This window comes from Methylocapsa acidiphila B2 (assembly GCF_000427445.1).
In the GTDB taxonomy this organism is placed as follows: Bacteria; Pseudomonadota; Alphaproteobacteria; order Rhizobiales; family Beijerinckiaceae; genus Methylocapsa; species Methylocapsa acidiphila.
Genome location: NZ_KE386496.1, coordinates 2,520,775 through 2,533,390 on the forward strand (window position 1 = coordinate 2,520,775; position 12,616 = coordinate 2,533,390).

8 protein-coding genes and 1 pseudogene are annotated in these 12,616 nt (G+C 60.9%); 3 read left to right on the forward strand and 6 right to left on the reverse strand.

All coding sequences use genetic code 11. From position 1 onward, the window contains the following. Window positions 1-64: 64 nt before the first annotated feature. Together METAC_RS0114385 and METAC_RS0114390 are read right to left on the reverse strand one after the other, a co-directional pair. Complete coding sequence (locus METAC_RS0114385; RefSeq protein ID WP_026607586.1) at window positions 65-2,155, reverse strand: ParB/RepB/Spo0J family partition protein; 2,091 nt, start codon at window positions 2,153-2,155, stop codon at window positions 65-67. 152 nt (window positions 2,156-2,307) lie between these two features. Continuing rightward, complete coding sequence (locus tag METAC_RS0114390) at window positions 2,308-3,261, reverse strand: ArdC family protein (RefSeq protein ID WP_026607587.1); 954 nt, start codon at window positions 3,259-3,261, stop codon at window positions 2,308-2,310. Between the two features lie 843 nt (window positions 3,262-4,104). Here METAC_RS0114390 and METAC_RS25885 point away from each other — a divergent pair. Beyond that, a pseudogene (locus METAC_RS25885) lies at window positions 4,105-4,863 on the forward strand (IS5 family transposase); the annotation flags it as partial. Here METAC_RS25885 and METAC_RS0114410 read toward each other — a convergent pair. Both METAC_RS0114410 and METAC_RS0114415 read right to left on the reverse strand, forming a co-directional pair. Further along, the gene (locus METAC_RS0114410; protein WP_026607590.1) at window positions 4,858-6,192 is read right to left on the reverse strand and encodes an integrase arm-type DNA-binding domain-containing protein; all 1,335 of its coding nucleotides are present in this window, start codon (window positions 6,190-6,192) and stop codon (window positions 4,858-4,860) included. The pseudogene METAC_RS25885 and the gene METAC_RS0114410 overlap by 6 nt on opposite strands. A 467-nt stretch (window positions 6,193-6,659) precedes the next feature. Then, a complete protein-coding gene (locus METAC_RS0114415) occupies window positions 6,660-7,550 on the reverse strand; it encodes an AraC family transcriptional regulator (RefSeq protein WP_026607591.1) in 891 nt (296 codons plus the stop codon). Window positions 7,551-7,645: 95 nt separating this feature from the next. On the opposite strand from METAC_RS0114415, the gene METAC_RS0114420 reads away from it, so the two are divergent. After that, complete coding sequence (locus tag METAC_RS0114420) at window positions 7,646-8,473, forward strand: oxidoreductase (protein WP_026607592.1); 828 nt, start codon at window positions 7,646-7,648, stop codon at window positions 8,471-8,473. Window positions 8,474-9,154: 681 nt separating this feature from the next. Here the strand turns inward: METAC_RS0114420 and METAC_RS0114425 are convergent. Further along, the gene (locus tag METAC_RS0114425) at window positions 9,155-11,257 is read right to left on the reverse strand and encodes a phosphocholine-specific phospholipase C (protein WP_026607593.1); all 2,103 of its coding nucleotides are present in this window, start codon (window positions 11,255-11,257) and stop codon (window positions 9,155-9,157) included. A 333-nt stretch (window positions 11,258-11,590) separates the two neighbouring features. Between METAC_RS0114425 and METAC_RS0114430 the strand changes: the two genes are divergently transcribed. Beyond that, window positions 11,591-12,055 (forward strand): nuclear transport factor 2 family protein, encoded by a 465-nt coding sequence (locus tag METAC_RS0114430; RefSeq protein ID WP_026607594.1) that lies wholly within the window; start codon window positions 11,591-11,593, stop codon window positions 12,053-12,055. A 164-nt stretch (window positions 12,056-12,219) separates the two neighbouring features. On the opposite strand, the gene METAC_RS26510 is transcribed toward METAC_RS0114430, so the two are convergent. After that, on the reverse strand, window positions 12,220-12,372 hold the full coding sequence (locus tag METAC_RS26510) for a ferritin family protein (RefSeq protein WP_156898226.1): 153 nt from the start codon (window positions 12,370-12,372) through the stop codon (window positions 12,220-12,222). Between the last annotated feature and the right edge of the window lie 244 nt (window positions 12,373-12,616).

Here is a 12,616-nt window from a genome sequence, read left to right on the forward strand (position 1 = left end):
TTTCGGGTGGAATTGGGTGGAGAAACGGGTGCGGGGCGGCCGAAACCACCCCGCATATCGACAGTCACTCGGCCGCGACCATGTGCGCCGGCTCTTCGTCGGCGTCGGCGGACGCTTCGTCCTCGTCCCCCGCGAGGAAGTCCGGCAGCGCCTCGGACTCGCTGGTCGACTCGTCGGCGACGGGCGCGACCTCGACGAGACGCAGCGGCTCCGGCAGCCAACCCGTGCCGGCAAGCAGCCGCTCGGCCTCCTTGGCCATGTCGGTCTTCTTGAGGTGGTCGATGAGCTGCGCCGACTGCTCGCCCTTGGCCTCGCGCACGGCTTCGAGGATGCGCGCCTTCGGAACCCGGCCGAGATAGTTATCGACGGTCGGCGCCCAGCCGGCGGCGGCCAGGTCGAGATTGACGGTCCGGGCGAGCTGGTCGCCATGCGCGAAAGCGTCCGGACGCCGGTTCCACGGCTCCTTCACAACATTGACGGTGAGCGAGGCGCAGTGGGCCAACAGCGCCGACTGGCTGTCGCTGTCGAACGCCGTCAGCGTGTCCCACAGATCTGCCGGCGCTTCCGGCAACTGCTTGGCCCATTGCGCGTGCCGCGCATCGATCGCCTTGGCCGAAGCCGTCTCCGCCAAACCCGGCGCCTGGGCAGAGAATCCGGAGTGCTTCGCCGTGATCTCCAGGCAGGTGTTCGAGGCATAGCGGTAGAAGGCGTTGAGGCAGAGGGCGTGCAGCACCGCCTGGAAGGCGATGTGAGGACCGTTCGCCAGCGCATCCCGCAGCGCCAGGGTGCGATGGGCGGTCAACTCTGTCACCAGCCGATCCGAGAGCGGGCGGATGGTTTCGTCTTCCTCCGGCGTGTCGATCTCGGAACCCGTCGGCGCGCCGCCGATGGTGATGACGGCCCGCTGGATGGCGCCGCTGGCGGTGGCGGCGGTTTCCGGCGCATCACCATCGCCGCCCTGGACCGGCTCGACCGGCGCTTCGTCCTCGGGGCGAACGAAGCCGCGTTCGATGTGCAGCGCCCCCTCGCTGTCGATGCTGACGAAGATGCCGGCGCGAGCGATCTCGGCCGGATCGTAGCGGACGGGCCGGTTCTCGAACGCCGCGATGGCGGTCTCGATCTCGCCGAGGCGCTGATCGACCTCGTCGGGCAACTCGTCGGCTTGCGCGTATTGCTCCTCAAGCGCGTCCTGTTCGGCTTTCAGCGCGGCGAAGCTGGCGTTCTCGTCTTCGGTGAAATCGACAGTCTCGCCAGTGAGGCGGCGCAGACCGGCGGCGTGGCCATAGGGGAAGTCGGTGGCGACCGTGATCCAATTCCAACCCTCGGCCCGCAGCGTCTCGGCCTCGGCCTGGAGCTTCTCGGTCACCAGCCGATCGAGCAGCGCCGGATCCTGCAGCCAGCCGCCATCGTCATGCTGGAAGAGGTCGCGCATGATCGCGCCGCCGGCGGCTTCATAGATGTCCATGCCGACGAATCGCGCGCGGCGGTCGGAGGCCCGGACCGCGCCCTCGGTGAGTTGGCGGCGAATCAGGTACGGCTCCTTGTTGTAGGCGCGCGATACGGCGTCCCAGACCTGTTCCTGGCGAGCGTGGTCGTTGGTGACGGAGAACGCCATCAACTGCTCCAGAGTCATGCCGTCCTCTGCATAGATGTCGAGGAGCTTGTCGGAGACAGCGGCCAGGCGCAGGCGCTGCTTCACCACGGTCGGGGTCACAAAGAATCGCGCGGCGATCTCCTCGTCGCCAAGGTCCTTATCGCGCAGCGCCTGGAAGGCGCGGAACTGGTCGAGCGGATGGAGCGCGACGCGCTGGATATTCTCGGCCAGCGAATCCTCCTCGGCGATGCCGCCCTCGCGCACCACGCAGGGGACCGGCGCGGTCTTCGCCAGGCGCTTCTGCTTGACCAGCAGTTCGAGCGCCCGGAAGCGTCGGCCGCCGGCCGGGATTTCGAACATGCCGGTCTCCCGGCCTTCGGCGTCGAGAACCGGCCGGACGCTGAGGCTCTGCAAGAGCGTGCGTCGGGCGATGTCCTCGGCCAGTTCCTCGATCGAGACGCCGGCCTTCACGCGCCGGACGTTCGCCTGGCTGAGCACCAGCTTGTTGAAGGGGATGTCGCGCGAGGCGCTGAGAGTGATCTTCTGAACGGCGGTAGCCATGTCGGATTCTCCGCGACGGGCGGCCGAAAGACTCTCTCTCGACCTCCAACCCGTCACGAAAAACCCGGCCTTCCTCTTCCTCTCTTTGAGGCCGCAAACCCGGAAAGCCGCGGAAGCGGAAAGGCGGCTTTCCGGAGACCCGGACGGAATCGTCACGCCGCGTCCCGCTCGTCCGTCATCACATTGGCCTCGATATGGTCGGGCCGGAACGCCAGTAGATAGTCGGCTGCCTTCGACGCGGCGCTGGCGGCGCGGACGATGGCGCGGTCATCCTCCCGCAGCACTTCCAGCCAGGACCCGAGGTAATCGGCATGGCGCACGGTCGGCATGATGCCGAGCGAAGCGCACACGAAGGCACTGGTCATCTCCGCGACGAGCTCTTCCTTGGCGTAGAGGGCGGAGCCAAAGGCGCCCGATAGATCGCGTGCCAGCCGCGAGGGATGTCCGACCCAGTGACCGATTTCGTGCAGGGCCGTCCGGTGCCAGTTGATCGGCTCGAAATAGGCGTCTGGCCGCGGCACTTGGATGTAGTCGTTGGCTGGGCTGTAGAAAGCGCGGTCGCCGCCGATACGGAAATCGGCGCCGGTTGCGCCGATCAGGGCCTCGGCCTGGGGCAGGATCATGCCCTCGGGCACGGGCGGCGGCGCGGTGATCAGCCCGTCGGGAAGGTTCTCACACTGATCCGTGTTGAACACCGTGAACCGCTTGAGGAACGGGATGGCGCCAGGCTCGTCGCCGTCGCGTTCGGCCCGCCGGCGTTCGTCCTCTGGCGTGAAGCGATCGGCATAGACGACTGTCGTGCCGTGCTCGCCTCTGCGGACGTTGCCGCCGAGGCTCAAGGCTTGGCGGAAGGTGATCCAGCTTTGGCCGACGAACCCTCGCTCAATGACCGCGCCCCACAGAATGAGCACATTCACGCCGGAGTAGCGGCGCTGTGTTGAGGCGTTCTTCGGCATGGCGAGCGGCGCCTTCGCCGCCGCCGTCCCCCAGGGCTGGACCCAGGGCACACGACCGGCTTCCAGTTCGGCGATGATCTTGTCGGTGATTTCGGCATAGAGGCTCGTCCGGTCCTGGCCGGAACGGGCGCGAGCGGTGTGTCTGGACATCGCGGATCTCCGCGACGGGCGCCGCGAGCCTCTCTCGCGACCTTCAACCCGTCACGGCAAACCCGGTCCTCACTCTCACTCTATTTGGCGACCGGCTAGTGTGGGCGGTCGCGACGTTGCGACGCCAGCACCGCATCAGGGGCGTTGCGGGGGGCTCCCCGCAGAAGGGGTCGGACGAGACGCCCCGTGGCTCGTCCGCAGGGGAAGGCTTTCCCCTCCCGACATGCTTTAACGAAACCTCTTCTTCTTTTCGAGCAGAGGACTTATCACCGACGACGTGGATTGCGGTGTAGGCTTAGAGATCCGTCAGGTGCTTGGCGATCCTGTCCGAAAGCTGGGTGAGCTTTTGGTTCTTCAGGATACCGATGAAGTCGGAACCAGAGACGCGTCTTGCTGAGATTGCGCCGCCCATTCGCGAGGGACGTTAGGGTCAGGTCTGGGTCCTTATCACGGCGTCGACGATATCGGCGCTGGGAAGATGGCTTTCCGCGAGCACCACGAACGCGGCCGCTGTTGCCCGCTCAGTGACGATACCTTTGGCAAACTGAAAGATGGCAAATCTCGCGGGCCTCGTCTCGTCGAATGCTTATTTCCCAAGGAATTGCCCGACCGTGTCAAATACCTGTTAAAGGCCAGAGGCATGTCGGAGGACGTGTCTGCGGACTAACGCTCTTGCTCTAATCGGCTGCCGAACGAGAAGGTATGTGCTCGCTCTGCCGCGCTTTTGCTCGAACATCGGCATCAACGCTTTGCCTAGGTCGCGTTGACAAATAGGATTCCCATTAGGGCAAGTTTTTGATTCAAGGTCGCTTTCGGAAGGAGGCGGACTTGATTCGGGGATTGATGTCGGATGAGGAATGGGCCTGTTTTGAGCCCTTCGTGACGGTTCGCGGCGCGCATAGCGGGCGACGGCCGAAGGATCACCGCCTTGTTCTCGACGGGATTTTCTGGCTCGCCCGCACCGGAGCGCAGTGGCGGGACCTGCACGAACATTTCGGCAAATGGTCGTCGGTCTATCGGCAGTTCCGGCGCTGGACGCTTGCCGGATTGTGGGAGCTCCTGCTGGAAGCCCTGAACGAGACCGAGGGCGTTGGCGAGAGCGTCCAGATGATCGACTCGACCATTATCCGGGCGCATCAATGCGCAGCCGGCGCTAAAGGGGGACTCCGCGTCAGGGTCTTGGGCGCTCAAGAGGTGGCTTCACGACTAAAATTCACCTCCGCACCAACGGCGAAGGCTTGCCGATAGCCGCAGGGATCACGGCAGGCGAAGTCTCGGATTATTCGGGCTTTGACCCCTTGATGGAAGCGGAAGGACCGGAAGCCAAAGTCCTGCTTGCCGATCGCGGCTATGATTCTGATCATATTCGCGAAACGTTGGAGGAAAAGGGCGCGGCGGCGATCATTCCGACGCGCCGGAACCGCAAGGTGCAAATCCCGGTCGATGGCCACATCTACGCCTTGCGCAACCGCATCGAGCGCTGCTTCAACAAGCTCAAAAACTCTCGAAGGCTGGCGACCCGCTACGATAAAACCATCGCCAGCTATCTCGGGTTCGTCCATATCGCTGCGATCAGGATTTGGATGCGCGCATTTGTCAACAGGACCTAGGGGAGAAGTCTTCTGTTGCCTCGAGAAGCGTGCGGCGAGTGACGCCGCGGCCAAGCCAGCGGTGAAGGAGATCGTTCGTGTTGACCGCATCGCCGAGCGCCGCGAAAATCACGGTGCTGATCGCTTGTTGCTGACTACGGAGGTGATTCTCCAGCAGCTTATGACGGGTAATGTAACCGGCGTTCACACCTGGAATGGCGTGATTCATGAGAAGACGCGCATCAAATTCAGAAACGCCTGCCATCGTTGCAAGTGTACGATAACTTTGACGAAGATCATTTCCCCATTTGGACAGCACGTCACGATCTTCTTTCTGTTCCACTAAGTGTCCGACAGCACTATTTGCGGGGAATACCCACTTTTCGGCATTTGCAGGATACATTACTCGGCCGAATCGGAGAGCGCGGCTAAGGCAAAGGATCATTTCGCGCGACAGAGGAATGTCGAAAGCGCGTTTCGAACCGCCTTTCGGCTTCGGGATGCGCAGCATGCGGCGCCTTAGATCGATATGCTCCGGCTTCACTTCCTTCAAGGCGGCTGGACGGCAACCCGAAAGGAGCGTGAAGAGATGGAACTCACGTCGAATCGGATTGTCCATGGGCGCGAGCTGAAGGAGCCAGCCCTTAACGTCGGTTGCGCCCAAGGCAGTGTCACGCCGCTTTTCTCCGTTCCAATCAATCGCATTGACTGGGTTATTCGCTGGAAGTTCTCTGTTGGTCTTAAGGGCATGATTATATATTGCGCGGAGAGTCCGCATGCTTCCATTGGCGATGTAAGGGCCGTTGCTGCGGGTAATTGCGTCATGCTTCCTTGAAACCTGCCCCGGATCGTCAGCCAAATCCTTCAACGGAATATCCAGCCATTCTACGAAAATGCGTTCAACGTGGTCCCTATAGCTATCTATGGTGCCTTCGCTTCGGCCTTTGCGGACCATATGTGCGTCGCGATACCGCTCCCAAGCAGCCCGAAGCGTCACGCCAGTCGGTTGCGCGGCTGCGATTCTCGATCCGTCTGAAGAGTTCTCAGAGCGCTTCGCACTGTTTGGGTGCAGCCCGCGGCTAATCTGGAGAAGATAATCGCGTGCAGTCGCGCGAGCGGCGCGCGTCGAAACCTCACAGACATCCCCAATCGAAACCCTGATCGTCGAAGTCCTTTTTCCGCCTTGTCGCAGATCTCCTTGAACCGTAAAGGTCTTTTTCCGTTTTCCAACAACGACAAAAAAGCCTTTTAGCTCTGTATCGCGGGCGAGATACCAGCCGGATTCTGGGTTGGGTAGGCGAGCGATTGCCTTATCATTTAGGAGCAAACGGATGTCAGTCATTGTCGCTTCTAAAACGGTTTTCGGATTTTAAAACGGTATTAAAACGGTTTTGGCGAATCAAGGAGTTCTTTGGCCCATGTTCGCCAAAATACGACTGGATACGAAAGGTAGTTGAAAATAAGGTGATTTCTAGGGTTTCAGACCTAAGAGTCGTATAATAGGCGGTTCAGGCGAAATGTCCAAAATGAACTACGAATCTAGGGGTCAGGAGTTCGAATCTCTTCGGGCGCGCCAACTTCCACCGATTCCCCTCCATATTACGCTATAGCCGCTGAACATAAGCACTCGTATTTGGCAGAGGCCCGCCGTATGCTAAAGAGCATAAAAAGGCGGTGTTCGGCGGCGGAAAAGTTCGAATCGCTTTCGGTCGAGTGATTGCCACAAGAATGCATTGCGGCCTGCTATGGCGGGAACGCGTCTTCGCTTGAAGCAGGCAAGAAGCGGTCAGGGCAGGTCTGCGCTCGTCATCAAGTCGGCTCTCCCAGATGCTCCCGCATCCAGCGGGCCTCCTCGGTAGCGCTGCGTCCAAAATGCTCACGAAAATCACGGCTGAACTGGGCAGCACTCGCATAGCCGACTTGGGCTGCTACAGTGGCGATAGAGCCATGGTTGGATGCGATCATAAGGCGCGCTTCGTGCAGTCGCATCGCCTTGACGTAGCGGACTGGAGATGTGCCGGTCAGGGCCTTGAAATGGGCGTGATAGGACGGAACACTCATACAGGCTTCTGCCGCCAGTTCCGGGACGGAAATGCCCGCGGTAAACGATGCGCGAATGCGAGCGAGGCTTTCCACGATCCGGCCGGCAGGCCCCCGGTGACGCAGGGCCGCCCGAAGAGCGCCCCCCTGAGGCCCGACGAGGACCAGGTAATGCAGTTCCCGCAGAATGCCGGGTCCGAGGATCGCGCATTCGTGCGGGTCCGCAAGCGCGCTCATCGTTCTGCGCAAGAGATCTCGCAACTTCGGAGACAAGGGACTTGAGACAAGGCTCCGAGCGTGCTCTCGCGCAATATTTCCCCCGTCTTCAAGCATCACAGCGATCTCGGCAGCGAGATGCAGGTCGAATTCCACGTAGAGTGCTAGCAGTGGCATTTCAGGATTGGCTTGCGACGCCATGCGGAATGGCACTGGAACCGACACGCCGAGGTAGTGATCGGCATCGTAGCGATAGATTTGCCCATCCAGGAAGCCCTGCTTCGCGCCTTGCAGCACAAAGACCGCCCCGGGTCGATAGAGAACCGGCACATCCTCCAGAACGGTTTCAGACCGTAAGATGCGCATGCCACCCAAGGCCGTAGGGTTGTATCCAGGGCGCGGTGCGAGCTTGGATGCCTGCCAGGCAAGGTCGTCAGGTTTCATAGGATTGATCAATTTTATCAGAGGATCCGCGCTGTTTGGCGGGTCCATCTCAGATTATTTAGCAATTAATCGAAACGCACAAGCAAGGCCCAATCATGACAACCAAGACTTTCTTCATTACCGGTGCCAATTCGGGCTTCGGGTTTGCCATCGCCGGGGCAGCGCTGCGGGCGGGACACAATGTGATCGGCACTATTCGTTCCGAGGAGGCACGCAGCTCCCTGCTCGAGCGACTTCCAAAAGTCCACGCAGTATTTTGCGACATCACCGATTTCGACCGCATCGAGGGGATAGCTCAACAAGCCGAGACCGATTTCGGCCCTGTCGACGTCCTGATCAACAATGCCGGTTACGGGCACGAGGGGGTGCTGGAGGAATCTCCGTTGTCCGAGATGCAGCGCCAGTTCGACGTGAATGTTTTTGGCGCCGTCGCTGTAGCCAAGGCATTCTTGCCACGCTTCCGCCAGAGGCGTTCGGGATTTGTCGTCAACGTAACCTCGATGGGTGGCCTGATCACAATGCCGGGGATCGCCTATTACTGCGGCAGCAAGTTCGCGTTGCAGGGCATATCCGAAGTCATGCGTGCGGAGATGGCACCGTTTGGGGTGCATGTAACCGCGCTTTGCCCAGGCTCTTTCCGCACCGACTGGGCGGGGCGCTCCATGGTTCGCACAGAGCGCTCAATCGACGAGTACGACATGCTCTTTGATCCGATCCGCGAGGCGCGGCAAAAAAAGCACGGCGCACAGCTCGGTGATCCTGAAAAGCTTGTTGAAGCAGTCCTGACCCTCGTTATGTCTGAAAATCCTCCGCCTCAACTGCTTTTGGGCAGCGACGCACTTAGTCTTGTTCGTAATCGGCTTCAGGCGATGCTCCGTGAGATCGACGACTGGGAGAAATTCACCTGTTCCACGGACGGCTGAAAGCCAATCAGGTAGACCGCTGCAAGCCCCACCCAAGCGCCTATAAGCTTTGGGCTGGGGTTGCGGATAGATGCGCTCAAGCTGCCCTACGAACTTCCCGACCTGCTTCGCTGACGATGGCCCGATCCCCAAAGATCTGGCCAACCTGCTGGCCTTGCGAGGGTTCAGATGAAGCGAACGATCGCTTTCGAGGGCCTTCTCACACACCGAACGGCTACAATGGGGCGCCAATCCGCCGAAGACCTCCTATCAACGAGCGCTCAAAGGCCGCCAATTCTATGCCCAGCCACCTTTGGTACGTAGCACGACGCTACAGCTTAATGGCGGAGCGCGCGGGATTCGAACCGGCTTCGAGGAGGGCTATAGCGTAAACGTAGTTATCATCTTCACCCGGTACAGTGCGCCAAACTCATCAACGACTTCAGATGATTGCCGTACCGAATTGGCAATTGGCGCGGCAATTTCGGTTGCCGAGCCGGCGTTGTGAAGTCGCCGTCAAGATGCGCAGATGACTTTATGACCCGTGGCTAGCCACGCCGGCTTGACCAGCTCGGCCGAGCGCAGAGCTGCAGGCTCGCGGGAGGCGGCTCTTTGGGGGCGTTTTTGAACGCCCCCAACGCTAGACGGTTGAAACTGCGCTCGCAATTGCAGCCCGGGCCCAACAGATCGCGACAAACGCTATCAAGAAGCGCGCGGTCCGCGCGTCGCGCCGCCTATCGCCGGATCGCTAAAGCTGTCCTGGCCGTTTTCGACGTGACCGGCCAAAACCTGCGTGAAGTTCCCCGCTGCGTTGATCGCCACGGTGAGATCATACCAGCCAAAGGTCTCACGCAGATCGAAGCGCCTGGTGAAACTCGCGCCTGGCGGCAGCCCCATGACGAGCCTCCTGCCGGTGTAGACGTCGGTGATCGTCACGCCGCCGACGGTTGGTCCCTGGTTGGCGACCGACACGGCGATTTCGTGGCCGCTCGCTTCATAGCTGGAGTTCACCACGAAATCGTCCTTGCTCGACGTCGAGCCGACGAATTTGCGCAAGAATCCATTTGGACCATGAACCGAATAGGAATAATCGCCATTGAGAGCCCAGCTATCCGACAGAGACGCGCCGGCGCCGACCGTATAGCTTCGAGGGGTGTCGCCGGCGCGGCCTGAACGGACCTGAAAGCACACGCCGACGTTGCAGGCGTTGCTGAAATTGATCGTGAACGCTCCGTTCGCGTGATCGACATGCCCCGTCGCGTTCATCACATAGGGCAGCGCGCGCGCGCGGCGCAGGCCTGGCTCTTGTGACGGTAGGCTCTGAGTCGCCGGAGGAAGCGGGATGTAGTTGGGATGACGCTGATTGTCCGGCGGAACATAAGCTGTCGTGCTCGGCAACGCGGGAACCGCCTGATTAGGCGTCGCGAAATTAAAGGCCGTCGTCAAATCACCGCACACGGCGCGGCGCCACGGCGAGATATTCTGCTCGCGCAAGGCCGCGTTGTTCGGGCCAAAGCGCTGCTCGATGAAGCGGATGATCGAGGTATGGTCGAACAGCTGCGAATTGACGAAGCCGCCTTTGCTCCAGGGCGAGATCACCAGCATGGGGACGCGCACGCCGAGACCATAGGGCCCGGCCGGATAGTTAGCGACGGGATAGTCCGCCGAGCCGGTGAACAGCTCGCCGGTCGTATCTACAGTCGACTTGCCCAGATCCGACGAAATCGGGACGGTCGGCGGCACCATATGGTCGAAAAAGCCGTCATTTTCGTCGTAGCAGATGAAGAGGACGGTCTTGCTCCAGACGTCCGGATTGGCGGTCAATGCGTTCAGCACCTCGGAAACATACCAGGCGCCGTAATTCGGCGGCCAGTTCGGATGTTCGGTATAGGCTTCCGGAGCCGAGATCCACGAGACCTGCGGCAGGGCGCCGTTCGCGATGTCGCTCTTGAATACGTCGAACAGCGTTCCCTTCGCGCTGATATTGGTGCCGGTCTTGGCCCGATCAGCCAGGGGCGTGCCCGCCGCAGCGTTCTGGTACTGGAAGAAATAAAGCAGCGACGTATCGCCGTAATTGCCGATATAGGGGTTCGAGGTCCACCCCCAATAGCCGGCGGCGGTCAGGCCGAGGCCGACGTCCTGATAGATTTTCCAGGAAATGCCTGCCGCCTGCAGCTGCTCGGGATAGGTCGACCAGCCATAGCCCTTCTCGGCGTTATCGATGACCGGGCCGCCGCCAGCGCCGTCATTGCCGACATATCCGGTCCACATATAGTAGCGATTCGGATCGGTCGGTCCCATGATCGAGCAGTGATAAGCGTCGCAGATAGTGAAGGCGTCGGCCAGCGCATAGTGGAACGGAATATCGTCGCGCTTCAGATAGGCCATGGTCAAGGCGCTCTTGTTCGGCGCCCACTGATCATAATTGCCCTGGTTCCAGGCGGCGTGCCCGCTGGTCCAATCGTGCGGCAAGTCGGCCAGGAACTGGAGCCCGAGATTCGGCGCGGTCGGATGGTACGGCAGCACTTCGGAGGCGCCGTTGGGCTGATGCCAGACTGACTTGCCAGACGGCAATGTGACCGGATGCGGATCGCTGAAGCCGCGCACGCCGCGCAGCGCGCCGAAATAATGGTCGAACGAGCGATTCTCCTGCATCAGGACGACGATATGCTCGACGTCGGCGATGGTGCCGGTCAGGTTGTTGGCGGGAATCGCCAAAGCCCGGCCGATGCTCTCGGGCAGCGCCGCTGTGGCTGCGGTCGCGCCCATGAGGCGCAGGAAATCGCGGCGATCGCTTGTGGTCATGTCGGTCTCAACGGTCCGGGGTTGGCGTCGGCGGCCAGACATAACCCCACGATTCGACGAAGCGATAACCATCGCATTACAGTTACGTTAAAGCTTGATGAGTAATTGACGACATAAGCCGGTTCAACCCGTATAAAACCAATGTCGGACTTCGTTCTGGATCGAATGGCTTCGTCGATCGTCTCGATATTTGCCTCTCGATAATTTGCGCCGCGAGGCCGCAGGCCGCTTCCTCAGCGCCGGCGGCTCTATCGCGTCACCGAAAATCAATGTATCGGGACCCCAGCGAGACTCAGCCTCTTTCCGTCTCGCTCGTCCCTCAGGAGCACCTTCGTGAGCCGTCCTCCGCTTCCCCCTTTTTCGGCAGAATCGGCGGCGCAGAAAGCGCGCGTGGCCGAGGACGCCTGGAATTCGTGCGATCCGGCCCGCGTCGCGCTCGCCTACACGGTCGACAGCCGCTGGCGCAATCGCGCGGAGATTTTCGAGGGACGCGCCGCGATCGAGGCTTTTCTCACCCGCAAATGGGCGCGCGAGCTCGACTATCGCCTCGTCAAGGAGGTTTGGGCGTTTCACGAGAACCGCATCGCCGTGCGCTTCGCCTATGAATGGCGCGACGACAGCGGCCATTGGTTTCGCAGCTATGGCAATGAAAATTGGGAATTCGACGAGCATGGCTTGATGCGCAGGCGCATCGCCAGCATTAACGACCTGCCGATCGCAGATCGCGAGCGCAAGTTCCATTGGCCGCTCGGCCGGCGCCCCGACGACCACCCTTCCCTGTCGGAACTCGATCTCTAAATTGAACGCCGCCGCCGAACGGCGGCGAATGTCGGCCGTTTCCGCGTCGCCGGAGTCGTCCGCGCTTTCTATTCCGGCGCGGTAGGCCTTCGCAGCTTGGCCATAGCATTTTGGCCGCGCGGCGAGAAGATCGGCGATCTTGTATATGTCGGTTGGGTAAGGCTTTAGTAGATTCCACCGAGTTGCGCGATGCGTTCCGCCATTTCATGCGCGGCGATGAATTGATGCCGCAGGGCGAGGTCGATCGAACCGGCCGAGCGCGCGTTCAAAAGCTCGTTCAACGCCGTTTTGACGCTGGACTTCAAATCATTCAGCATCCCGCGCGGGGGGCCTGCTTGTCGTTTCGCCGATTTTTGTCTAGCCAGGCCCCTTAAATCTGACGTATCAGGATTGATCGTATTTTTTATTATATTCCGAGGGGCACCGGAGGAAGACCAGCGAAAGCGCCTCTCGGCTTATGGCCGTGGCGAAGGCCCGCTCCAGCAAAGAGGACGTTCGCCGCCTCGCCAATTCGCGATTTGGCGAAAGGTTCATTACCCCCGGCCTCGACGCCGACGCGGA

Coding starts and splice junctions, on each gene's coding strand:
- METAC_RS0114385 (WP_026607586.1), bottom strand. CDS start 2,155: ATGGCTACCGCCGTTCAGAAGATCACTCTCAGCGCCTCGCGCGACATC.
- METAC_RS0114390 (WP_026607587.1), bottom strand. CDS start 3,261: ATGTCCAGACACACCGCTCGCGCCCGTTCCGGCCAGGACCGGACGAGC.
- METAC_RS0114410 (WP_026607590.1), bottom strand. CDS start 6,192: ATGACTGACATCCGTTTGCTCCTAAATGATAAGGCAATCGCTCGCCTA.
- METAC_RS0114415 (WP_026607591.1), bottom strand. CDS start 7,550: ATGAAACCTGACGACCTTGCCTGGCAGGCATCCAAGCTCGCACCGCGC.
- METAC_RS0114420 (WP_026607592.1), top strand. CDS start 7,646: ATGACAACCAAGACTTTCTTCATTACCGGTGCCAATTCGGGCTTCGGG.
- METAC_RS0114425 (WP_026607593.1), bottom strand. CDS start 11,257: ATGACCACAAGCGATCGCCGCGATTTCCTGCGCCTCATGGGCGCGACC.
- METAC_RS26510 (WP_156898226.1), bottom strand. CDS start 12,372: ATGCTGAATGATTTGAAGTCCAGCGTCAAAACGGCGTTGAACGAGCTT.